Annotated in this window: 21 protein-coding genes; 12 read left to right on the top strand and 9 right to left on the bottom strand. The window is 74.3% G+C overall.

Annotation, left to right across the window (positions count from 1 at the left end; all coding sequences use genetic code 11):
- Window positions 1-2,244 carry a HAMP domain-containing protein gene (locus ACFVQZ_RS00255; RefSeq protein WP_383619505.1) on the bottom strand — a complete coding sequence of 748 codons (2,244 nt, stop codon included), beginning with the start codon at window positions 2,242-2,244 and terminating at the stop codon, window positions 1-3.
- Window positions 2,245-2,571: 327 nt separating this feature from the next.
- Window positions 2,572-3,750, bottom strand: coding sequence for a CapA family protein (locus ACFVQZ_RS00250; protein WP_051787963.1), 1,179 nt, complete (start codon window positions 3,748-3,750; stop codon window positions 2,572-2,574).
- Window positions 3,751-3,953: 203 nt separating this feature from the next.
- On the opposite strand from ACFVQZ_RS00250, the gene ACFVQZ_RS00245 reads away from it, so the two are divergent.
- The 3 genes from ACFVQZ_RS00245 (at window position 3,954) to ACFVQZ_RS00235 (ending at window position 6,602) form a co-directional block, all read left to right on the top strand.
- Window positions 3,954-4,784 (top strand): hypothetical protein, encoded by an 831-nt coding sequence (locus tag ACFVQZ_RS00245; RefSeq protein WP_383618471.1) that lies wholly within the window; start codon window positions 3,954-3,956, stop codon window positions 4,782-4,784.
- 56 nt (window positions 4,785-4,840) lie between these two features.
- Window positions 4,841-5,707, top strand: a complete 867-nt coding sequence (locus tag ACFVQZ_RS00240) for an alpha/beta fold hydrolase (RefSeq protein WP_383618470.1) — start codon at window positions 4,841-4,843, stop codon at window positions 5,705-5,707.
- Between the two features lie 289 nt (window positions 5,708-5,996).
- On the top strand, window positions 5,997-6,602 hold the full coding sequence (locus ACFVQZ_RS00235; RefSeq protein WP_383618469.1) for a TetR/AcrR family transcriptional regulator: 606 nt from the start codon (window positions 5,997-5,999) through the stop codon (window positions 6,600-6,602).
- 15 nt (window positions 6,603-6,617) lie between these two features.
- On the opposite strand, the gene ACFVQZ_RS00230 is transcribed toward ACFVQZ_RS00235, so the two are convergent.
- A complete protein-coding gene (locus tag ACFVQZ_RS00230) occupies window positions 6,618-7,430 on the bottom strand; it encodes an alpha/beta fold hydrolase (RefSeq protein WP_383618468.1) in 813 nt (270 codons plus the stop codon).
- Between the two features lie 89 nt (window positions 7,431-7,519).
- On the opposite strand from ACFVQZ_RS00230, the gene ACFVQZ_RS00225 reads away from it, so the two are divergent.
- The 3 genes from ACFVQZ_RS00225 to ACFVQZ_RS00215 are packed head-to-tail and all read left to right on the top strand — an operon-like array spanning window position 7,520 to window position 9,763.
- Complete coding sequence (locus tag ACFVQZ_RS00225; protein WP_383618467.1) at window positions 7,520-8,392, top strand: helix-turn-helix domain-containing protein; 873 nt, start codon at window positions 7,520-7,522, stop codon at window positions 8,390-8,392.
- Window positions 8,393-8,401: 9 nt separating this feature from the next.
- On the top strand, window positions 8,402-8,989 hold the full coding sequence (locus ACFVQZ_RS00220; RefSeq protein WP_383618466.1) for a GNAT family N-acetyltransferase: 588 nt from the start codon (window positions 8,402-8,404) through the stop codon (window positions 8,987-8,989).
- A 45-nt stretch (window positions 8,990-9,034) separates the two neighbouring features.
- Complete coding sequence (locus ACFVQZ_RS00215; RefSeq protein WP_383618465.1) at window positions 9,035-9,763, top strand: hypothetical protein; 729 nt, start codon at window positions 9,035-9,037, stop codon at window positions 9,761-9,763.
- Between the two features lie 27 nt (window positions 9,764-9,790).
- On the opposite strand, the gene ACFVQZ_RS00210 is transcribed toward ACFVQZ_RS00215, so the two are convergent.
- Complete coding sequence (locus ACFVQZ_RS00210; RefSeq protein ID WP_383618464.1) at window positions 9,791-10,225, bottom strand: MarR family winged helix-turn-helix transcriptional regulator; 435 nt, start codon at window positions 10,223-10,225, stop codon at window positions 9,791-9,793.
- A 109-nt stretch (window positions 10,226-10,334) separates the two neighbouring features.
- On the opposite strand from ACFVQZ_RS00210, the gene ACFVQZ_RS00205 reads away from it, so the two are divergent.
- The 4 genes from ACFVQZ_RS00205 to ACFVQZ_RS00190 all read left to right on the top strand — a co-directional run bounded on the left by ACFVQZ_RS00205 (window position 10,335) and on the right by ACFVQZ_RS00190 (window position 13,607).
- On the top strand, window positions 10,335-11,486 hold the full coding sequence (locus ACFVQZ_RS00205; protein WP_383618462.1) for an NADH:flavin oxidoreductase: 1,152 nt from the start codon (window positions 10,335-10,337) through the stop codon (window positions 11,484-11,486).
- A gap of 580 nt (window positions 11,487-12,066) precedes the next feature.
- Window positions 12,067-12,240, top strand: a complete 174-nt coding sequence (locus ACFVQZ_RS00200; RefSeq protein ID WP_383618461.1) for a hypothetical protein — start codon at window positions 12,067-12,069, stop codon at window positions 12,238-12,240.
- A 546-nt stretch (window positions 12,241-12,786) separates the two neighbouring features.
- Window positions 12,787-12,951: a hypothetical protein gene (locus ACFVQZ_RS00195; protein WP_383618459.1), complete on the top strand. Its 165-nt coding sequence runs from the start codon at window positions 12,787-12,789 to the stop codon at window positions 12,949-12,951.
- A gap of 56 nt (window positions 12,952-13,007) precedes the next feature.
- Complete coding sequence (locus tag ACFVQZ_RS00190) at window positions 13,008-13,607, top strand: hypothetical protein (RefSeq protein WP_383618458.1); 600 nt, start codon at window positions 13,008-13,010, stop codon at window positions 13,605-13,607.
- 530 nt (window positions 13,608-14,137) lie between these two features.
- Here the strand turns inward: ACFVQZ_RS00190 and ACFVQZ_RS00185 are convergent.
- Together ACFVQZ_RS00185 and ACFVQZ_RS00180 are read right to left on the bottom strand one after the other, a co-directional pair.
- Window positions 14,138-14,632, bottom strand: coding sequence for a hypothetical protein (locus ACFVQZ_RS00185; RefSeq protein ID WP_383618456.1), 495 nt, complete (start codon window positions 14,630-14,632; stop codon window positions 14,138-14,140).
- A gap of 7 nt (window positions 14,633-14,639) precedes the next feature.
- Complete coding sequence (locus ACFVQZ_RS00180; RefSeq protein WP_383618455.1) at window positions 14,640-15,230, bottom strand: hypothetical protein; 591 nt, start codon at window positions 15,228-15,230, stop codon at window positions 14,640-14,642.
- Between the two features lie 181 nt (window positions 15,231-15,411).
- Between ACFVQZ_RS00180 and ACFVQZ_RS00175 the strand changes: the two genes are divergently transcribed.
- Window positions 15,412-16,098: a DM13 domain-containing protein gene (locus ACFVQZ_RS00175; RefSeq protein WP_383618454.1), complete on the top strand. Its 687-nt coding sequence runs from the start codon at window positions 15,412-15,414 to the stop codon at window positions 16,096-16,098.
- A gap of 91 nt (window positions 16,099-16,189) precedes the next feature.
- Here ACFVQZ_RS00175 and ACFVQZ_RS00170 read toward each other — a convergent pair whose 3' ends face one another.
- The gene (locus ACFVQZ_RS00170) at window positions 16,190-16,714 is read right to left on the bottom strand and encodes a hypothetical protein (RefSeq protein ID WP_383618453.1); all 525 of its coding nucleotides are present in this window, start codon (window positions 16,712-16,714) and stop codon (window positions 16,190-16,192) included.
- Between the two features lie 247 nt (window positions 16,715-16,961).
- Between ACFVQZ_RS00170 and ACFVQZ_RS00165 the strand changes: the two genes are divergently transcribed.
- Entirely contained in the window at window positions 16,962-20,882 is a 3,921-nt protein-coding gene (locus tag ACFVQZ_RS00165) for a hypothetical protein (RefSeq protein ID WP_383618452.1), read from the top strand.
- 50 nt (window positions 20,883-20,932) lie between these two features.
- Here ACFVQZ_RS00165 and ACFVQZ_RS00160 read toward each other — a convergent pair whose 3' ends face one another.
- Complete coding sequence (locus ACFVQZ_RS00160; RefSeq protein WP_383619504.1) at window positions 20,933-21,229, bottom strand: hypothetical protein; 297 nt, start codon at window positions 21,227-21,229, stop codon at window positions 20,933-20,935.
- Between the two features lie 173 nt (window positions 21,230-21,402).
- On the bottom strand, window positions 21,403-22,809 hold the full coding sequence (locus ACFVQZ_RS00155) for an erythromycin esterase family protein (protein ID WP_321192869.1): 1,407 nt from the start codon (window positions 22,807-22,809) through the stop codon (window positions 21,403-21,405).
- Window positions 22,810-22,849 lie beyond the last annotated feature (40 nt).

Raw genomic sequence — 22,849 nt, 5'->3', positions numbered from 1 at the left:
TCACCTTCCGCCCGCGCCGGCGCCGGACGGGGCGTCCGGGGAACGGCGGGCCTGGTCGTGTCGATGGGCCTGCACCCGCTGGCGCAGGAGTTCGAGACTGCGGACGACGGCCCCGACCTCGTCCTGGTACCGCGGGTACAGCACGGTCCTGAGGTCGCCGTCCGCCAGCCGCTCGGCACTCCGCGCCAGCGCGCGCAGCGGCCGGACGACCACGAGGTGGATCCAGCCGAGGCAGAGCAGCGCGGCGGCCAGACCGAGCAGCCCGGCCAGGACGGCGCGGTCCTCGCGCTCGTACGGGCTGATCTGGAACCCGGCGGCGTCCTGCCGGCTGACGACGGTCCACCCGATGTCGGCGGTGACGCCGCCGCCGGAGAACGGCGCGGCGGCGGCCACGGTGATCCCGTCGCCGTCCCGCAGCAGCAGCCCGTTCTCGACCGGGCCCGCGCCCACCCGGACGCCGGCCGCGCGCACGAGGTCCTTCAGCGCCTCGTCGGGCAGCTCCTCGAAGGCGCGGAAACCGTCACTGGCGGCGATGGTCAGTCCGGCGGAGTCCACCACGCGGACCTCGCCCAGACCGGGACGGACCAGCAGCGAGCTGAGGAACTCCACCCGGATCTCGCCGACCAGCGTCGTGCCGTCGCCGCCGGGCAGCGGCGCCGACGCCTGGACGACCGGCTTCTTGCCGCCGTGCCCCGTCACCCGCACCGGCGGCGCGTCCGCGCCGCCGTCCCAGGCGTGCGGCTCGGCGCCCGCGCGGGCGGTGACCGAACCGTCGGCGGCGACCAGCGCGAGCGACTGGTAGCGCGGGTGTGTGACCAGCGCCTCCGCCAGCAGCCGGTCCGCGGCGCCGCGGTCGGCGCTCCCGGTCAGCCGCGCGACGGAGACTAGGTCGGCGTGCGCCTCGTTGAGCGCCCGGCGCAGCCGGTCCGCGATCAGGTCGGTGCGTTCCCGCTGGTCGTTCACCATGGTCGCCGGCACGCTCACCGACCCGTCCGTACGGTTCAGCAGCAGGCCGACGGGCACGCACCAGAGCAGCAGCAGGACACCCGTCACCACGAGCGGCCCGCGCGCGCCGGTCCACACCTTGCGCGCGGCGACGCCGCCCTCGTCCTCGCCGTTCAGCCGGCGGCGCAGCCGCTCCAGCGCGACGCCGATCCGATGGGCCTCGCCCCGCCGCGGCACGGCGACCGGACGGGCCAGGTCCCCGCGGGCCAGCCGGCGCGACTCCAGGAACAGCCGGAGCAGGGGCCGCTGGACCGTGCTCCACAGCACGCCCGCCGCGATCATCCCCACGACGAGCAGGGCGCCCGCCGCGACGAGGCCGAGGAGCCTGCGGTCCTGGCCCTCGGGCTGCTGCTCGACGACCGGCAGCAGCGCGACGACCGTCAGCCCGAGGCCCGCGGCCACGCTCTGCTTCTCCTCGGGGTCCGAGGAGGCCAGCGAGGCGTACCCGGCGGTGGCGACCCGCCCGTTGTACGCGCCGCCGAGCAGGGTGCCACTGACCCCCGGATAGCCGCGCGACCCGGGCTCGCGCGCCCGGACGGGATGCTCCTCGGTCCGCACGGCGGCCTGGTCGGCCAGGCGGGTCATCTGCCGGTGCAGGAACGCGAGCTCCTTGCGCTCCTGGTCGGAGTTGAGCGCCTCGGCCTGCTCGAACCCGGCGGTGGCCAGCACCTCGCCGTCCTCCGCCACCACCGACATGCTGCGGAACGGACCGAGGCCGACGGCCGGCACGGACAGGCTGCTCGACGCGACCAGCAGCTGCTGCGGCCGGTCGGGCCAGTCCAGGACGGCCATCGTCATCAGCCGGACGTCACCCGTCTCCAGGCGCACCATCCGCGGCGTCAGCGCCCGCTCGCCGACCAGGACGTCCCGGTCCAGCCAGGCCAGCGGAATCGTCTCGCCGCGAGCGGCGAGCACGTCCCCGCTCTCCAGGTCCACGACGGTGGTGCCCGTCCACTTCTGGTACGTCCGCCCCAGGTCCGACAGCACCCGCCCCGGCTTCACGGGCCGGCCGGCGTTCAGCGCGGCGGCGGTGCGCTCCAGGTCCGCGACCCGCTCGTCGATCGAGGCGCGCAGGGCGATCGCGCCGTCCTCGGCGAAGTACCGCTGCGAGGACAGCACCGCCTCCGGGACCACGGCCTCCTCGGAGGGCCCGAGGACCTTGGCCGTCAGCCCCGCCAGGGCGAGCAGCAGGACGCACAGGACGGCGATCGGCGGCCGGATGCCGCCGAGGAGCGGCATGTCCGCGCGCCTGCGGCTGCGCCGCCGTCCTCCGCGGACGGCGTACGCTGCGTTCTTCTCGGTCACTGCGGCTTTCTTTCGTGGGTCTGGGGGGCGCCGGGCGGCCCGGACGAGGGCCGCGGGTCGGCGGGGCCGTGCGGGCGACGTGACGGGCCCGGGGGCGTGGTCAGGGGCGTGGTTAGGAGACGGGGACGTGCCGCCGGATGAGAGGCGCGCAGCCGGGCCGCCCGCTTCCGCCCCCGTCCCGGCGCGGTCAGGAGCCCCGCTCGGTCAGGAGCCCAGCGCGGTCAGAGGCCCGGCGTGGTCCGCCGGGCACGGCTCACCCGGTCACTCCGTCAGGGACAGCTCGGCCGAGGACAGCTCGGTCAGGCCGTCGCCGCCGGGAGCGCCCCGGTTGTAGAGGAAGCCCCGCGTCCGGTCGGCGGCGAGGCGGTAGCGGGCGAGCCGGTCGGCGGTCAGGTCGCCGGGGTGGTCGAGGGCCTGGCGTACGTCCACGAGCCGGTGGTCCTCGACGGCTCCGCGGGGCCGCCGCTCGCCGGGCTCCACCTCGGGAGGGACGTCGACGAGCGTGGTCCGGTAGCGGGCGGCGACGTCCCAGCCGTCGTCCGTCTCCCGGAACTCGAACCAGCCGATCACGCCCTCCTCGGTGAGACCGGTGGGCGTCGAGTGCCGGGCCACCTGGTTCCCGAGGCCGTACGCGACCCAGGTGCCGTTCAGCTTCTGGATCGGCTGCACCACGTGCGCGTGGTGGCCGATCACGAGGTCGATGCCGGTCTCGCGGGTCAGCCGTTCGGCGAGCTGCAGCTGGGGCGCGCTCGGCTCGTTGTAGTGCTCCAGGCCCCAGTGGACCGAGAGGATCACGACCTCGGCGCCCTGCTGCCGGGCCCGCTGCTCCGCCTTCTTGATCGCGTCGGTGCTGATCCGGTTGAACGCCCAGCGCTCCTTCGCGGGGGTCGGATTGAGGAACGACTCCCACGAGTAGGACAGGTGCGCCACCTTGACGCCCTTGACGTCCCGGATGGTGATCTTCTGGGCCTCGTCGGGGGTGCGGGCCGAGCCGGCGTGTCCGAGCCCGGCCGCGTCCATGGCGTCCAGGGTGCGCCGTACGGCCTTGAGACCGTGGTCGTACGTGTGGTTCGAGGCGGTGGAGCAGGTGTCGTACCCCACGTCCTTGAGCGCCGTGAGGATCTGCGGCGGGACCAGGAACTCGGGGTAGCCCTGGAAGGGCCCCTTGGGCCTGCCGACGGGGGTCTCCATGTGGCAGATGGCCAGGTCGGCTTTGCTGATCACGGGGCGTACACCGGCGAGCAAAGGCCCGAAGTCCAGTCCGGCGCTGCCCCCGCCGGTCTCCTCCGCGTCGGCGGCGGCCTGTTCGACGAGCTCCGGATGGATGAGAACATCTCCTGCGGCGGCGACGGTGAAGGCTCGCCCGCCCGGCTTGACCTGCGGATTCGAGGGCCCCGCACAACCGGCCCCGAGAACGGCGAAGGCAGCGGTCGCCGCCAGCGCACGCCCTAGGGGAAGAGATCTGCTCGATGTCACCGACGAATCTTCACACGAGCAATCGGGTAACTCTCCGTCAGTTCATCACGGGGCCGTCACGTTTCCTTCACGTTCTCGGCGTCCTGTGCGTGTCGCTCGTCCTGATCGCCTGCCAGGCGCCGGGAAGCGACCGTAATGCCCGTACTCGTCCGGATAGTCCGGAACTGGTGGATGTGAACCAGCGGGTGATCGCCTACGCCCGCCAGGCGGCCGACCGCGCCCCCTACCGGCCCCCGAGCGCGGCGGACCGCGAACGCCTCGCCCGGGGCGTCGGCCACCTCCTGGACGGCGACCGCCCCGGCGCCGAGCGCGCCCTCGCCGACGCCGGCTTCCGCGTCACCCGGCTGACCGACGCCGTCTCCGGGCGGCGGTACGACGAGGTCGCGGCGCGCGGGAGCGGCCCGGAGGCCCGCTGGGGGCGCCTGTATGTGAGCGCCGGCACCGGCATCCGCTGGAGCGTCCAGGTGCCGCACCCCGTCGCCGACCGCCACACCGAAGACCTGGGCGCCCGCCTCCTGGAGGACACGCCCCAGGGCGCGCTCGTCCTGGCGGGCGCCCACCGCACCGCAGGCCGCGGCGACGCGGCGGACGTGGCCCACCGCACCGACAGCGCCTTCCACGCCATCGTCCGGGAACTCCAGAAGCGCGACGTCCCGGGCGTGCAGCTGCACGGCTTCGCGCAGACCCGCAGCCGCCCCTACGACGCCGTCGTCTCCACCGGCGCCGCGCGCGCGTCGACCGAGGACGCCGCGCGCCTCGCCGCCCTCATGGAGAGCCGCGACCTCCGCGTCTGCCGGGCCTGGTCCGCCCCCTGCCCCCTGGAAGGCAGCACGAACGTCCAGGGCAGGTCGGCCCAGCGCCACGGAGCCCCCTTCCTCCACGTCGAACTGGCACCGAAGGCCCGGTCCGCCGCCCCCGAGACCCGCGAGGCCACCCGCGCGCGCACGGCCCTCGCGACCCTCCTCTCCACCTGGACGGAGGAGCGGGACAATCGGTGAGCCGGACGTTGCGCAGGCCGCCGCGAAAGCGGCGTCACGACATCAGGGGGTCACGCATGGGACAGGGCGGCACCGGGGACACCGGGGATCAGGCGGCGTTCTTCACGGCGTACGACACGATGCTGCGGCGCTGGCCCGTGGACGTCACCGTCATCGACGTACCGTCGCCGTACGGCAGCACGCGGGTCCACGTCAGCGGTCCGGAGGACGGCGCCCCGCTCGTGCTGCTGCCCGGCGGCGGCACCACCTCCCTGGCCTGGTTCGCCAACGTCGGGGACCTCTCCCGCGTCCACCGCGTGTACGCGGTCGACCTGATGGGCGACGTCGGCCGCAGCGTCCACGACGGGGCGCCGTTGCGCGGCACCGGGGACCTGACGGCGTGGCTGGACGCGGTGCTGGACGGGCTCGGCCTGACGGAGACGCGGTTGTGCGGCCACTCCTACGGCGCCGCCGTCGCACTGCACCACGCGCTGCGCGCGCCCCACCGGGTCAGCCGGCTGGCCCTCCTCGACCCCACCGGCTGCTTCGCCGGACTCGGCGCGCGCTATCTGCTGCGCGCGCTCCCGACGCTCCTCCGGCCCTCCGCCGCGCGCCTGCGGGCGCTGATGGCGTGGGAGACCGGCGGCCGCCTCCCCGAGGACCCCACCTGGCGGGACTTCCTCGACCGTGCCGCGACGGCGCCCCGCTCCACGGTCGTCGCCATGCGGCGCCCCCGGCCCGAGACCCTGAGGGCCTGCGCCGTTCCGACGCTGGTGCTGCTGGCGGCGGACAGCCGGGCCCACGACGTGCGGCGGGTGGCGGCCGCGGCCCGTGACCTCCTGCCCGACGCGGACGTCACCGTGCTACCGGGCGCCTCCCACCATTCCCTTCCCACCGAGCAGCCCGCCGAGCTCAACCGACTGCTCACGCGGTTCCTGGCGTGACGAACGCGGCGACTGGTGTGACGAACGCGGCGGCCGGCGTGACAAGCGCGGCGGCCGGGCGCGGGCAGGGGCCCCGCCGCCCCACCTGGGAGTGCCGCGCGCGCCCGTGTCGCATGCGCCCCCTGCCGCACGAGCGCTGTGCCCTACGGGCGCTCCTGCCACACGAGCGCCCTGCCTTCGGACGCCCCTCCCGCACGAGCGCCCCTGCCGCACGAACGCCCCGCTGTACGAGCCCCCCTGCCATGCGAGCGCCCGTGTCATACGAACGGTCGTGAGCTAAGATCCCCGCATGCCCCGACGCTCCGCCGCCGACGCCCTCGACACCCGAGCCAGGATCCTCGACCGTGCCGTGGCCATCGCCGCGACGGACGGCCTGGAGGGCGTCACCATCGGCCGGCTCGCCACAGACCTCGGCATGAGCAAGGCGGGCGTGCACGGACACTTCGGCTCCAAGGAGGCGCTGCAGCTCGCCGCCTTCGACGTCGCCGTCGAACAGTTCAAGGAGCTGGTGCCCGCCCGGGCCGCGCGCGCCGCGGGCCCCGGCGCCGCGCGCCTGCTGCACCTGTGCGACGCCTGGGTCGACTACCTCGAACGCGACGGCATCGCCGGCGGCGGCTGCTTCCTGACCGCCGCCGCCCTGGAGTTCGACAACCGCCCGGGACCGGTGCGCGACGCCATCGCGCACACCGCCGACCACTGGCGCTCCCACCTCACGCGCCTCGCCGAGGACGCCGTCGCGGCCGGGGACCTGCCCCCCGACACCGACCCCGCACAGATCGCCTTCGAGCTCAACGGCATCGCCATGGCCGCCAACCAGGCCATCCAGCTCCAGCACGACACCACGGCCCCCGACCGCGCCCGCCGCGCCATGCGCCGCACCCTCGGCACGCCCTGACCCGACCGCCCCCGGTCACCCCGCCGACGTGTCCCGCCCCGTGAAGGCGAGGATCAGCGCGGCCGTCCGCCGCGGCTCCTCCAGGATGGGCGTGTGCCCCGCGCCTGGCAGCATCTCGACGCGGGCGTCCGGCACGACGCGGTAGCCGGCCGCGGACGACGGCCGCCACCGGCGGTCCTGGTCGCCGAAGACCACCAGCAGCGGCTTGCCCACGGACACGAGCCGTTCCGGCAGCGACCGCGCGGTCAGGTACGCGACGGACGCCTGCATCGAGGCGGCGAGCGCGGGGAAGCTCATCTTCCGCAGCTCGTCGACGAGTTCCCGCGGGACCTCGAACCCCGCACGGAACCCCGTGCTCGCGAAGGCGCGGACCTCCGCGTCGGACGGCGGCCACCGCGCGGGATCGAGCGCGGCGCCGTCAGGGGCGAGGAAGGCGTCCATGGCGGGCCCGGTGTTGACGAGCACCAGCGCCGTCACCAGCTCCGGCCGCTGTTCGGCGAGCGCGGTCGCCGTGTAGCCGCCGCTGGAATGGCCCACGACGGTGACGCGCGCGACGCCGAGCCGGTCCATCGCCGCGCCGACCGCCGCCGCCTGGAGGGAGGTCTCGTACCGGCCGTCCGCCGGGGCGGCGGAGCGGCCGTGCCCCGGCAGGTCGACCCGGATGACGCGGTGCGACGCGGCCAGCAGCGGCACCAGGGCGTCCCACGAGCGGCTGGTCGCGGCGGATCCGTGGAGGAGCAGGAGGGCGGGGGCGTCCCGGGGGCCGTCCTCGCGGACGTACAAGGGCGTGTGCGTGGGCGCAGGAGTGTCCGTGTGGTGTGCGGTCATGGGCCCACTGTCACGGCCGCCGGGGGCAGACGGCTTGGAGAAATGTTCCGTCCCAGGCCCCGCGTAGGATCGGACAGGGGTGCCTCTTCATGAACGACCGTGTCGATCCGACCGCGTGGGACGTCGCCCGCCCGCGGTCGCCCGGCCGGACGGCGGGCGTCGACATGGCCGGGTTCCGGGTGCCGGGCCTGCTCGGCGAGGGCCTGCGGCTGATCCCGCACCCGTCCGTGATGCTGATCCTGGAGTGCGGCGACGGCACCTCCACCGTGGACGACGGCACCGGGCGGCGACAGCCGGGAAGCCTCGTCGCCGGACCCGGTTTCGGCGCCGGCGGCGGGGTCCGGGCCTGGGGCGAGCACGTCGAGTGCGTCCAAGTACGTCTCTCTCCCGTCGTCGCGGCAGCGGTCCTGGGCGTCGGCCCGACGGAACTCGCCGGCGCCATGGTGACCCTGGACGACCTGTGGGGTGGCGAAGCCGCGCGCGTCCGCGAGGAGTTGGGCCGCATCCCCTCCTGGCAGGGCCGCTTCGCCCATACGGAAGCGCTGCTCGCCCGCCGCGGCGCGTTCCGGCCACCGGCCGACCCGGCGGTCGCGTGGGTGTGGCACCGCCTCGTCGCCGACGGCGGCCTCGTCCGCGTCGAGGACCTGGCGACCGAACTCGGCTGGAGCCGCAAGCGGTTGTGGTCCCGCTTCACCACCCACCTCGGCATCCCGCCGAAGCGCGCCGCGAAGCTCATCCGCTTCGACCGCGCGGTCCACCGCATGGTCGCGGGCGCCCCCACGGCCCGGGCCGCCGCCGACGGCGGCTACTGCGACCAGTCCCATCTGCACCGCGACATCACGGAGTTCACCGGCACGACCCCCACGACGGTGGTACGCGAACCGTTCCTGACGGTGGACGCCCGAGCCTGGCCGACCGGAACGGCGCCGGCCCGGCGCGCGGACAGCCGCCGGGCATGGTAGAGGAGAAGGATGCGGACACCCTTCCTCGTTCCCCGGATCGCCGCAGGTGACGACCTGCTGCTGAGGCCCTGGCACCTCGGAGATCTGCCGCTGGTTCGGGAGGCGGCCGAAGACGCCTACATCCCCCTGATCACCACCGTCCCCAGCCCCTACACCCACGACGAAGGTGTGGCATTCGTCCTCCGCCAGGAGCAGCGCGCGCTCAGCCGCACCGGCTACCCCTTCGTCGTGGCGGAGCGCCAGGGAGACCGCGGCCTCGGCACGATCGGTCTGTGGCCGAACCCCGCCGACGAAGGCCGGGCGGCCGTGGGCTACTGGCTGGCCGGCTCGGCCCGAGGACGCGGCATCGCCGTCACGGCCCTGCGCACCGTCGCCTCCTGGGCGCTCCGCGAGCAGGGCTTCGAGCGGCTGGAGCTCTACGCCGAGCCCTGGAACGCCGCCTCGCGCAAGACCGCCGCCCGAGCGGGCTTCGCGTACGAAGGACTCCTCCGCGCCTGGCAGGTGGTGGGCGGCGCACGCCGCGACATGACGGTCTACTCCCGACTGGCCACCGACACCGACTTCTCCGGCACCGGCCGTCCCGACGCCCACGCCTGACCCCCGCCCGTACGTCGTCGAGGCGGTCCGGTGTTCACTGTCGGGATGGAAGCAGCCTGGGACGACATGGCCGACTGCCGGGGGGAGACCGGCCGTGTTCCGCGGCTCCTGGAGCGGGTCGAGCGCGAGGACGACGCAGAGGCGTGGCGGGAGCTGGGGTACCGGCTCGTTCTGGAGCACGACCTGGTGTCCCCGGCCGGCTTCGCGGCTCTGCCGCGTCTGGTGCGCCTCGCGCCGCGCAGTGCGGAGGCCCGCGCCCTGGCGGGCGAGATCGTCGAACGGGCGGCGGGACCCCACGGCCGCGACGACCTCCTCGCGGCGTGCGCCGGCGCCATCGCCGACCTCCGAGACCTGCTCGTCCAGCACCTGCGTACGCGACCCGACGACTTCCTCACGTCGCTGCGCGCCCTGCTGGCGACGGTGGGGGAGTACCACTGGGCGGCGGTCCTCGGGGACTTCGTGGACGACTTCTACGCTGTGAACTGCCCCCACTGCGACGCGGAGGTCACCGTCGCCATCGGCGACCACGGGCGGTACTCCGCTATTCGAGACTGGGACCTGGGCGATGTGCGTCGGCGTGATCTGAGGCCGGCGGCCCGGGACGAGCTGACCGGAACGGGCAGGTGGATGTACGAGACGGCCGTCCAGGCGGGCCGGGAGAAGGTCGCCGAGGGCATCGCGTACCTCTTCGGCCGCGCGGAATGCCCGCTGTGCGGGAGCGTCTTCGGCGTCGCGGACGAGTACACCGGCGCCAACCGGCCGGTCGTACGGTAGACGTGCCCCCTGCGTCCGGGGGCGCGCTCAGGACGCGGGGCCGTCGAGGAAGACGCGGTGCAGCAGGCTCCGCAGGCGGTGGCGGTCCTCGTCGTCCAGGCGCTCCAGGCCGTCCCGGGTGGTGCGCATCTTCGCGCGGATCGTGTCGGCGACGCGTTCGCCCTCGGCGGTGAGGATGACGTTCTTGACGCGCCGGTCGGACGTACCGGCCTCGCGGCGCACCAGCCCCCGCTTCTCCAGCCGGTCGACGATCCCGGTGATGTTCGAGGCGTCGCACGTCATGGTCTCGGCGAGGGCGCGCATCGGCGCGGGGCCCCGGCGCAGGACGGCCAGCGCCTTGCCCTGGCTCGCGGTGAGGTTCTCGCTCGCCGCCGCGACCGTGAACTCGCCGTAGTAGACACCGAGGGAGACGGAGAGCAGCTCCATGAGCTCGGCCGTGTCGACGCGGGAACCTTCGGTCATGGGTCCACGCTACCCGGAGATACTTGACTACTTCAAATATCGCCCTCTACCGTCTCCGTCAGTGCGAAAGCATGAAGACCTCAACCATCCACTACGGCAAGCAACAGCCATGAGGAGCCTCCCCGTGACCGTCACCGCGTCCCCCGCGACGTCCGCGTCCCGCGCGGCCGAGATCCTGTCCCGGCCCGTCACGCTGAACGGCCTGACCGTGCCGAACCGCATCGCGATGGCGCCGATGACGCGCATGTTCTCGCCGAACGGCGTGCCGGGCGAGGACGTGCGGTCGTACTACGCCCGCCGTGCCGCCGCCGGCGTGGGCCTGATCGTCACCGAGGGGACCTACGTCGGCCACGAGTCGGCCGGGCAGAGCGACCGTGTGCCCCGGTTCCACGGCGAGGAGCAGCTCGCGGGCTGGGCGAAGGTCGCCGAGGCCGTCCACGAGGCCGGCGGCACGATCGTGCCGCAGCTCTGGCACATCGGCATGGTCCGCCAGCAGGGCCAGGCGCCGTACCCCGACGCCCCCGCCGTCGGCCCCTCCGGCATCCGCACCGACGGCACCGAGGGCACCGGCAAGGCGATGACCCGGAGCGACCTGGACGACGTCATCGGCGCCTTCGCCGAGGCCGCCGCGTCCGCCGAGCGGATCGGCTTCGACGGCGTCGAACTGCACGGCGCCCACGGTTACCTGATCGACCAGTTCCTGTGGGCCGGCACCAACCGCCGCACGGACGCCTACGGCGGCGACCCCGTCGCCCGCACCAAGTTCGCGGCCGAGGTCGTGGCCGCCGTCCGCGCGGCCGTCTCGCCCGACTTCCCCGTCATCTTCCGCTACTCGCAGTGGAAGCAGGACGCCTACGACGCCCGCCTCGCCGAGACCCCGGAGGAGCTGGAGGCCATCCTGTCCCCGCTGGCCGCCGCCGGCGTCGACGCCTTCCACGCCTCCACCCGCCGCTACTGGATCCCCGAGTTCGACGGCTCGGACCTGAACCTGGCGGGCTGGACCAGGAAGCTCACCGGCAAGCCCACGATCACCGTCGGCTCGGTCGGCCTCGACGGCGACTTCATCGGCGCGTTCATGGGAGAGGGCTCCCCGGTCCAGGGCATCGACGACCTCCTGGACCGCCTGGAGCGCGACGAGTTCGACATGGTCGCCGTCGGCCGCGCCCTGCTCCAGGACCCGGAGTGGGCCTCGAAGGTCCTCACGGGCCGCTTCGACGAACTGAAGCCGTACGACGCGTCCTCCCTCAAGACCCTGAGCTGAGACCGCCCCCGGCGAACGAGCCGCCCAGGCCCCGCCGACCCCGTCGAGGCGTTCCCCGCCCGGCGCCCCACCGCTGATCGGCGCCGCCGCGGCGCGGCCGGATCGCGCCCCGTCGCGTGCGGCGGGCGCCCCGGCAGCGCGATGCCTCCAGGATCGGGCTCGGACGATCATGAAGGCATGAGCATGGATCACTGGGCGGTTCTCGAGGACGCCGAACGGGAGCAGTGGCGGTACGTCCCGCTCCAGAGCATTGGGCCCCTCGACTTCGGCATGAGCCGTGAGGACGCCGTCGCCGCCATGGCCGGGCTGGGCTTCGCGGCGGAAGAGCACGACATGGGCGGCTGGCACCTGACGGGGCGTACGCAGTGGCGAGCCGAGTTCGCCAAGCCACAGACACAGCCGCAGACCTGGAGGAGGCGGCCGGCGGTGAAGTGCTACTTCGTCGACGGCGCGGGGCTGACGTGCGTGCTGGTGGACGGACGGTTCGGCCCCCAGGTCACCCATGAGGGCATGCGTCTGATCGGCCGGACTCCGTCGGAGCTCCTGGCGGAGATGGAGTCCTACGCCGACCAGGCACGGCGTGGGACTCCGGTCCACCGGGGGAGGGGAGCTGGTCGCCGAGGGCATCGAGGTCCACCTGGGTGCCCAGCGGGCCGGTGACGCCGTGGTGACCTGGGCGCTGTTCTCCCGTCCCGGAGACATCGCGCACACCTCCTGGGACGTGGCCCCCGCAGAGGTCTGGCGCCACTGGTAGGGCGCTGGATCCGGCGCCGCCACGTCGCCACGTCGCCACGTCGCTACGGGCTCGCGCTCGCCACCCCGCTCGCGTCCACCGTGAACCTGCCGCTCGCGGCGCCCGCGAAGGTGCCGTCGGTGATCCACTCCGTCAGTGCCGCCTTCAGCGTCGCGTGCGGGCCCGCCCACGGCTCGCCGGGGCGCCGCCGTACGGGATCCCCGACGGCGGGTGCAGCGCGGGCCCGTACAGCCTTCGAACAGCAGGGCGTGGCTCGCGCACTCGACCCGTACCAGCACCTTGTTCGCCATCGCCGTCGGCAGGGCGCCGTAGAGGGCACTCGCGTGGGTGACGGGCGTCGTCGTGTCCTCGACGCCGTGGACGACCAGCGTCGGCGGGGTCAGCTGCGCCGGGACGGAGGTGTTCCAGCCGTAACTGGAGAACATCGGCGAACGCATGACGCCGGTCGGTTCGCTGGGATCGCTCCAGCCCCTCTCGCGGCCCACCGTCTCTTCCCGCATCAGCTGACCGCGCCACCGTTCGGGACTGCCGGGCACGACGTGACCGGTGCAGGCGGCGTCCCGCGCGGGCGTCGGCATCCGCCACGTGGGCGACATGTCGCTGAAGACGTGCAGCGGGAACGTGGCGAAGCCGCCCGGCGGCGGCGTCTTCTCGGTCGGCGTGCCGAAGAGCGACGACAGGAACACCGCGCGGTTCACCTTCGCGACGTAACCGGCGGAGCCCGGCAGCAGCGGATTCGGGTTCACCGCGTACAGCGTGCGCCCGACGTGCTGCCCGCCGGCCGAGAAGCCGATCGGCGTCACCTTGCCGTCCGTCGGCCGCGCCCGCGCGATCGCGTCGACGACGACCTGCCGGATGTCCCGCACGAACGTGTCGACGCGCGCGAACCGGACGTTGCTCGAATGCGGGCGCCGCTCGCCGCCCAGCGGGTTCGTCAGGAGCTGCGTGCCCTGCTGGTCGAGCGGGAACACCGGGACGTGCGTACGGTCGCAGCCTTCCGGATGAGCACACGAGCCGTCCGCCTCGTAAGGCCGAAGGCTCGCGTTCGCCGGATCGTCCAGGCCGTTTCGAACCGCGTCGAGCGACCGTACCCGAGCAGACTGGGCGCGAAGCTGTCGACGCCGGCCCGCGCGAGCGACCGCTGCAGACTCAGCTCGCCGCCCTCCGGGGCCGGATGCCGCAGGTCGAACGTCGACGGCCCCGAGCCGGTGCGGCCGTGGACCATGACCGCCGCCCGGTTCGGTACGTCGGCGCACTTGCCGTTCGCGTACACCGGCCGCACGCGGTGCACCAGGATCCGCGCCGGAAGCCCGTCGAACCGGCTGTCCGGCATCAGCCCCGGCGGCACCCGGAACCTCAGCCAGTGATCACTGGCGGCGACACCCGTCGGCACCCGGTCGCACGGCTGCGCCGCGGTCGTGCCCGCCGCGGCCGTCGACGCGGTCCCGGCGCCGACGGCACCCGTGACCAGACAGACGCCGAGCAGCAGCCACCGCCTGCCGGCGCCCGCCCAGCGCCGCCCTCCGGACCGCGTCCGCCGCCGTCCCGACGGCGGCGCCGGACCGCGACGCGGGGGTCTCTCGTCCGTGTGACCGTGACGTTCCGGGACGGTGTGCATGGCTCTCTCCCGACAGGGCTGCCGCGCATCGCTCGGCACGCTCGCCCTGAGGGCCGTGCCTGCCGCCGACCGGGGCGGTCGACAGCAGCATCCTTCGGCGCGCCACAGCGCCCGGCCACGCGGGCTCGGCCATGAGGAGGGACAAGCAACGCGAACGGCTCTCCACCACCCGGCCGCCCCGTGAACGGTCCGTCCCGCCCGGCCACGCGAACGGGCTCCCACCGCCCGGCCGCGCGAACGGGCCTCTCCACCGCCCGGTCCCGGGACGGGGCCGGCCGGCTACCCGTCCGAGACCACGGGAAGCCCGGCCGCCTCCCGCCACACCGCCAGCACCGCGTCGTCCACCGGCCTCATCTCCCCCTGGTACAGCTGCGCGTGGCCGTCCTTCACCGTGTCCGCCCAGGCGTGCGTGGCGAACACGTACGTGCTGCCCTCCCGGAGCCGGTCGGCGGTCCCGTCGTCCCGCCCGTACGTGACGCGCACCGTCCCCCGGACCGTACCCCGCAGCACGGAACCGACCTCGATCCGGTAGACGTCCTGCGTCCACCCCTCGACCACCCGCCGCTCCTCGAACGCCGCCACCCGCCCCGTGAACACGTTCTCCGTGTGGGGCGCGGTGCCCGCCGGGCTGGTGGCGTCGTACCCGCGCAGCGCGTGACCGCCGCCGACGGGCTCCGTCCACTGCTGGTACCCGAACCAGCCGCCCACCACCAGCGCCGCCGCGACCACCGCGCCCGCCGCCACGGCCACCGGTGCCGTCTTCTTCTGCCTCATGCTCAGCTCATCCCCACAGCGCGTGATACGCTTTGATGTCGTGTTCCGTCGGGCCGTCGATCTTCTTGCCCGAGATGTGGTCGTACGCGGCCCAGAGCAACGAGGGGTACATGCCGTAGCCGTACGCCTTGTGGCAGAAGCCGAGCGCGTGCCCCAGCTCGTGCGCGGCCACCCGTCCGCGGTGCTCGTCCTTGCCGTACCTCTTCCCGGTGTCCAGGTACGCCCGGTTCAGCAGCAGGTGGTCGGTGCCGTGCCGCGCTGCCCACTTGCCGTAGACGTCGCGCCACTGGCCGCTCGTACTGTCGGCGTCCCGCCACTCCACGTCGGCGTACGCCGTGGCGCCGTCCGGCACGATCCTCACCTTCGAGAGCGTGCCCGCCGTCCAGACCCTGACCGCGTGCTTGCGCGCGTCGTCGAACCGCGACTCGTCGTCCCACGCGACCTCGGAGCCGTCCACCGACGACCGCCCGCGCGAGTCGGACTGGCCGCCCTCGCACCGGTGCGGCGCGGCGGCCCGCGCTCCGTAGGAGGGCGCCGGGAGCGCCAGCAGCACGGCCGCCGCTGCCGCGCCCGCGAACGCCAAGGTGTTCGTCCTCATGGTCACCGGACGATAGCGCTCCGTGACCGTACGTGCGGACCTCCGGCGGCACCGACGGTGGCGTGCCGTCGCCACCGTCGGCGTCTCCCGAGCACCGCCGCCGCCGGCCCTTCCGCAGGCGCGCGCTGTCGCGTTGGATGGACCCGGACAGGGAGATCGGCTTGTGAAGGGGGAACAGCCCATGGAAGGGACCCGCCGGGAGAACGGCGACAACGGCGCGCAAGGGGAAGGCGGCGGCGAGAACGCCACGCACGACGGCGCGACCGCCAGGACGACGGGTACGACCAGGAGGACCCGGAAGGGCGTCCGGGCCGGTCTCGGGATCGCCGTCGCCCTCGCCGTCGCGGCTGGCCTCGTCTGGTTCAAGCCGTGGGCCCTGTGGGTGGACGAGACTGTCAACGAAGCGCTGCCCACCGGCGCGCCGTCGGCCACCGGGACGACGGCCCCGTCGCCGAGCGGCGGTACGGCCCCGACCGCGACGGCCGGCCCCAGCGGGTCTCCCGCGCCCACCGGCCCCGTCACCCTCGCCGAAGGCACCTTCATCAGCCACGAGCACGACACCACCGGCACCGCGAAGGTCGTCCGCCTCACGGACGGCACCCACACCCTGCGTCTCGAAGGACTCGACACCAGCAACGGCCCCGACCTCCGCGTCTGGCTCAGCGACTCCCCGGTCAAGCCGGGCAAGGCGGGCTGGGGCGTCTTCGACGACGGACGCTACGTGAACGTCGCCAAGCTCAAGGGCAACAAGGGCGACCAGAACTACCCGCTGCCCGCCGACGTCGACTGGTCGGCGTACCCCAGCGTCAGCATCTGGTGCGACCGCTTCGACGTCTCCTTCGGCGCCGCGACCCTGGCCCGCGCCTGACCCCGCCCCCCGCGCGGGGCCAAGCGTCGGCCGTGGGACGGGCACGGCCGGCCCCGGGGACGCGCCCCCGGGGCCGGCCGAGCGCCTTAGGTCAGGCGCGCCCCCAGTAGCCCGTGATGCGGTCGGTCGCGTCGGAGTTGTCGTAGATCTCCACGAGGACGGGCTCGCCCTCCGCGAAGTCGAAGTCCACCACGTGCGGGTTCTTTCCCGCCGTCGCGTAGAAGACGGCCGACCACCCGTGGGTCGCCGTGTAGAGCCGGACGTACACGGTGTCGCCGTCGGCGGCGGTGTCGTAGATCCACAGCTTCTCGCCCTGCGGGTGGAACTCCACCTTGGAGACGAGCGTGCCCGCGTTCCGGAGCTCCACCTTCAGCGCCTCGCCGCCCGCGTCCTTCTCGAAGAACGTGTTGTCCACGGAGTCGTACAGGTAGCAGCCGTTGCTGGCCGCCGTGACCGCGAGGGTTCCGCTGAGCCTCTCGCAGTCGTCCGTGTCCACCCGGGCGTGGCGGATGTCCAGCGTCCCGTAGGCGTGGGCGGGTGCCGCCGTCCCGAGCAGCGTGCCGGCCATCGCCGCGGCCGACGCCAGCGCCATCGCGGCCTTCCTGCGTGCGTTCATGTGGGGTTCCCCCTCGGTCTGCGGATCGCGTCGATCCGGTCGGCGACTGTCGCCGTGACCCCAGTCTTGGACGGCGGAGGATTGTCCAGCAGACCCCTCCGACCAGTGTGGACAATGCGCCGGGGGCGCGTTCGGCGCCCTTGTCGGGCCTGTGATCACGTGCCTACCGTGGCCCGAACGGGGGCCCGGGACACCGGCGCCGAAGCGGCACGGGTGTCGGGTACGGCCACGGCTACGGGGGGTCGGAGTGGGACGTCGAGAACGGCCGCTGGATCCGGCGGACGGGCCCGTCGAGCAGTTCGCGTACGAGTTACGCCTGCTCCGGCAGAAAGCGGGCGGCCTCACCTACCGGGCGATGGCGGCCCGCGCGCACTACTCGGCCGCCGCCCTCGCCCAGGCCGCCTCCGGCGACCGGCTGGCGACGCGGCCGGTGGTACGCGCCTACGTCGGCGCGTGCGGCGGCGACCCGGACGAATGGACCGAACGCTGGCGGCAGGTCAGCCGCGACGCCACCGAGCGGGCGGCGGCGACCGACGACCCCGCCGGGGCGCCTTACCTCGGCCTGGCCCGGTTCGAACCCGAGGACCGCGAACTCTTCTTCGGACGCACCCGCCTCCTCGCCCGCCTCGCCGCACTGGTCCGCGAACGGCGGGTCATCGCCCTGGTGGGACCGTCCGGCACCGGCAAGTCCTCCCTCCTGAGGGCCGGACTGATTCCCGCCCTGCGCGAGGAACCGGGCCCCCACCGCCCCCCACGGATCCACATCCTCACCCCGGGCCCCCACCCGGCCCGCACCCACGCGCACCTCCTCGATGCCGAACAAGTCGTTTCCGGCTCTGTCTTGATGGTCGATCAGTTCGAGGAACTGTTCACGCTCTGCACCGACGCCGCCGAGCGCACCCGCTTCATCGACCGCCTCCTCGCCGCCGTCACCGCCCAGCCCGAGTCCGAGCCCGGGCCGGGGCTGGGGGCCGAGTCAGGCCCCGGCTCCGAGCGCGGCGCCCGCCTCGTGATCGCCGTACGCGCCGACTTCTTCGGGCACTGCGCCGCCCACGGCCCCCTCGCGGAAGCCATCCGGGACACCACCCAGCTGGTCACCCCGATGAGCCCCGACGAGCTGCGCGAGGTGGTCGTGCGGCCCGCGGCCGCCCGAGGCCTGGTCGTCGAGCGCTCGCTCACCGCCCGTGTCGTCCGCGACCTCGCCGGCGAACCGGGCGGCCTGCCCCTGCTGTCGCACGCGTTACGGGAGACCTGGCGCCGCCGGCACGGCCGTACGCTCACCGAGGACGCGTACGAGGCGGCGGGCGGCCTGCACGGCGCGCTCGCCCGTACGGCCGAGGACTTCCACTCCGGGCTCACCCCGGCCCAGGCCGCCACCGCGCGCCGGGTGCTGCTGCGGCTGGTCGCGCCGGGCCGGGGCACCCAGGACACCCGACGCCCCGCCGACCGCGCCGAGTTCGAGACGGACGACCCGGACACCGCGCTCGTCCTGGAGCAGCTGGCCCGCGCCCGTCTGATCACCCTCGCCGACGCCACCGTCGACCTCGCGCACGAAGCGCTGCTCACCGCGTGGCCCCGGCTGCGCGGCTGGATCGACGAGGACCGCGAGCGCCTGCACACCCAGCGCCGCCTCACCGAGGCCGCCGACGCGTGGCTGGCCCTCGACCGGGACGCCGGCGCGCTGTACCGGGGCGTGCGCCTCTCCACGGCGGCGGAACACTTCCTGAGCGACAGCGACAGCGACAGCGGCAGCGACAGCGACGGAGGCGGAGGCGGACCGGAGGATCTGGCTCCCCTGGAAAGGGAGTTCCTCACCGCGAGCATGACCGCGCACGGCCGCGAACGGCGCCGGCGCCGTTCCCTTGTCGCCGTCCTCTGCGCCGTCGTGGTCCTCGCCCTGACGGCCGGCCTGATCGCCTGGCAGCAGAACCAGGTCGGCGAGCGGCGGCGTGTCGAGGCCGAGGCCCGCCGCCTGGCCGGCGTCGCGGGCAGCCTGCGGCTCTCCGACCCGCGCGCCGCCATGCGCCTCGGCCTGGCGGCCTGGCGCCTGGCCGACCTGCCGGAGACCCGGTCGGCGGTGCTGAGCGGCATGGCCCAGCAGGAACTGGACGTCTTCACGGACCCCGACGGCGACCCCGGCACGGTCCGCTCCCTCAGTTCCGACGGCCGCACCCTCACCAGCGTCGGCCGTGACCGCGTGACCATCCGCGTCGTCGCGACCGGCGCGGTCCTCCGTACCCATCCCGGGCTCGGGGACGACGTGGACCGGGTCGGACTCAAACGAGGCGACGGGGACCTCGTCACGTACTTCCCGGACGCCCGTCCAGGCGTCGGGGGCGAGACCGGCGGACGGGTGGCCGTCCGCGACCTGTCCGGCCGCCGGCCGGATCTCCTGCTCGGGCCGGCGGCGGCCGGCGCCGAGATGAGCCCGAGCGGCCGGCAGGTGATCGCGTACGACCACACGCCCACCGCGTACGAGGTCACCGTGTGGGACGCGACGACGGGCCGGTCGCTGCTGGAGCTGCGGGCTCCGAGGGACGCGGACGCGGATCCGACAGGCACCGAGGTGACCGATGCGACGTCGCGGCGACAAGGGAGGGAGCGGCGACCGCTCGCCCGCGACAGCCCGGACGTGACCGTCAGCCCGGACGGCCGGACGGCCGGCTGCGTCCCCGGACGACCCCTCGAACTCTGGGACATCGCCCGGCGGAAGAGATCGAGGCCGGCCGTCGGCTGGACCTCCGACCGGGCGTGCTTCGAGGAGAGGTACCAGTTCGTGGCCGGCGGTCGTGTGCTCGCTCACGCGCAGGAAGGGAGCGTACGGCTGCGCGACCTCGCCGCGGGGACGGAGCTGCCGCCGCTGTCGTATCAGGGCGAGGTGCGGCTCGGTCACAGCACGGACGACCGGTACGTCGCCGCGCACACCTCGACCGACGTGCTGCTCTGGCGGCTCGACGTCCCTGGATGGCCGGTCGTGATCCACCCGGCCAACGGCGCGTTCCCCGCCGAGCCCCGGGCGGACCCCGCGACCGGCCGGTTGCGGTTCCTCGCCGGGCCGGAGCGGGGAGCGGAGCCCGCCGTGCACACGCTGGACGTCAGCCGTGCCGTACGGGCCCCCCGCCGGCCGGTCGCCACGATGAACGCCCGGTTCAGTCCGGACGGGCGCGTGCTCGCCACCGCGGACCCGCCGGACGGGGAAGGGAACGGGGAAGGGAAGGGGAAAGAGAACGCCCGCTTCGGCATCGCCGACGGGACGACCGGCAGGCCGATCGCCGCCCTGCCGGGGCTGCCGTGCCGCTCCCGACCGATCCCCGGAGTGCCGGACATACCGGACGAGCCCCCCTGCGAGGCCGTCCTCGCGTTCCGTCCCGACGGCCGGGAACTCGCCTACTCCACCGCGGGTCTGGGCAACGACCTGCGCGTCGGCCTCTGGGACCTCCAGCGCCGGCGGCCGGTCGCCCTGCCCACGCAGCCGCCGCACCGCTGGACGGACATCGCCCTCGTGCCGGACGGGCGCGTGGCGATGTGGGGCCGCCCGTCGGGGATCGAGCTGTGGGACCCCGCGCGCGGCCGTGCGACCGGCAAGGTGTCCGGCCTCCAGGGGCGCGCCTACACCGTCCGCCCGGACGGCAGGCTCCTCGTCACCTTCGCGGGGGAGACCGTCAGGCTGCCGGACCTGACCAGGGTGCCCGAGGCACGGAGTCCTGGCAGGGACATCGCGGCGATGGAGTTCAGCGCCGACAGCCGCCTTCTCGCCGTCGGCGAAGGAGCGGGGCGCGTCAGCCTCTGGGACGGCGGACTCGAACGGAGTCTCGGTGTGCTCACCCGCGCCGACACGGGTCCGATGCACGTGAAGGCTCTCGCCTTCTCCCCGGACGGCCGCACCCTGGCGGTCGCCTACCTCGACGGCGTCGTCCAGCTCTGGGACCTCGACTCCCGCCTGCCTCTCGGTTCCCCGCTCCCCAACGCCGACGACCGCGTCCACGACCTCGCCTTCTCCTCCGACGGATCGACGCTGTACGTGGCCGGCGCGCGCACCTCGGTCCAGGCGATCGACGTCACCCCGACCGCCGCGGCGGCCGACATCTGCCGGCGCGCGGGCGGCGGCCTCGACCGGCGGGAATGGCAGGCCTTCGTGAACGGCCTTCCGTACCGCCCCACTTGTTGACGTACGCGAACCCCGGCCCTGGCTACCCAGAGGGCCGGGGCCGGCGTCCGTCAGTGGTCGTCCCAGTGACCGTTGTGCGCGGCGTGCCGGTGACCGTCGTGGAGGTAGTCGACGTGGTCGCCGTGCGCGACGCTCTCGTGCCCGCAGTCCTGCCCGTGCTGGTGGTCGTGGCCCTCGTGCGAGACGTGTCCGGCGGGCTCGCACTCGTCCCAGTGGCCGGCGTGGCCGCGGTGCAGATGGCCGTCGTGCGCGTAGTCGACGTGGTCGCCGTGCCGCACCTCGGTGTGGCCGCAGCCGGGACCGTGGCCGTGGGCGTGGGAGGCGTGTTCCTGGTGGAGTGCGGTCATGGTGCTGCTCTCCCCTTCGAAGGCGGTACGGGTGATGACGACGGACAGGCTGCCACGTACACCGCCCATATCCACCCTTTTCAGCGTCGTGGCGTCGTGGCGCCGTGGCGTCCAGGTCGGTCCCCTGCGTCTCCGGGCTCGCGGGTCACGGATCGCCGGTTATGGGACGCGGTTCAGAGCGGTTCGGCCGCCCGGACCCGGTGGAGGTGGACGAGGACGTCGTACGCCCGGCCGACGGCGAGGCGGGGCAGCGGGTCGGGGGTGAACGTGGATCCGGCGTCGTAGACCGGGCGCGGCCGGTCGAGCCAGGACCGGACCTCGGCGGGGGCCGTCCGCAGGTCGACGTAGAAGTTCCGGTGGCCGACCCGGTCCAGGGTGTGCTCGTGCATGCCGGGGCGCGCCGCCGGGACGGTGACCGGTTTCCAGGCGCCGTCCAGGGACGTGTCCTTGGTCAGGAAGGTGCCGCCGGCGAAGGTGAAGCCGATCGCCGTGTAGGCGCTGCCGAGGCGGTCGCGCAGCACGGCGCCCTGGGTGCGCGGGTACATGTCGGGATGGGTGGACAGGTAGCCGACGTGACCGTTGTGCGCGGACAGCAGCATCCTGTCGCCGGTCCGGTGCCGCCACCACAGCACGTTGTCGGCCATGGCCTGGTCGCGCAGGCGTTCGGCGGCGGTGACCGACGCGGGGTCGGAGAGGTCGACGGTGGCGAAGGCGAAGGTCTGCGCGATGTTCCGGGCGTGCTGCACGGTCCACGCGTACGCCTCGTCGCCTGCCCGCTCGTGCCCGGCGACCAGGTCGAGGGCCTCCTGGGCGCGCGCGGCGTCCTCCTGGCGTTCCCGGAGCGGCTTGCGCAGGTGGGCGAAGACGTCGTCGAAGGGGCGCAGCTTCGCGTAGAGCTCCGTCAGCCGGGGCAGCGCGCCGGGCCGGACCGCGGCGACGGACGACAGGACGCGCTCGAAGATCGGGTCGCCGAGTTTCGGTGCCCCCAGGTCGTCGCCCATGAAGTGGACCCGGTGGCCGGGGTGGCGCCGGTTGTGCTCGCGCATCCAGCCGATCAGGCGCGCGAACTCCGCGCGCTCCCACGGGGATCCGGCCAGCGTCTCCCGGGCGATCCGCCGGGGATCGCCGGAGCCGCCCTGGAGGTACGCGTCGATGGTGAGCCCGGCCGCCCAGCTCATCTCGAGCGTGAAGGTGGTGAAGCCGTGGTTCTCGACGAGGAGTGGGAAGACGCGGTGCTTCATGGCGAAGAACTCGTGCGAGCCGTGCGTGGCTTCGCCGAGCCCCACCACGCTCGCCCCTCCGACCATGGTGCCCAGCGCCCGCAGGTCGGCCGTGGCGCCGCCCGGCTCCGTGGACCGCAGCGGGTGCGCGACCCGCCGCAGCGCGCGGACGACCCCGGCGGGCGCCGTCGCGTCGGCGCGGGAGGCACCGGGCACGAGGGGCCGGAAGGGCGGCGGGGACGCGAAGGCCACCGGGGCGGTGGCAGCGGTGACGGCGAGGGCCGCCGCCCCGGCCGTGAGCAGTCCCCGCCGGCCGATCGGCCTCCCGTACTCCTGCATGCTGATCACTCCTCGTCCCATGGGTGACGGCTCCCCGAGCCGCTGGAATGATCTTCACGCC

The sequence above is a fragment of the Streptomyces sp. NPDC057854 genome, from assembly GCF_042797055.1.
Classification (GTDB): domain Bacteria; phylum Actinomycetota; class Actinomycetes; order Streptomycetales; family Streptomycetaceae; genus Streptomyces.
Note: the sequence above shows the minus strand (reverse complement) of the source record. Positions and strands in the feature narration are given on the sequence as shown.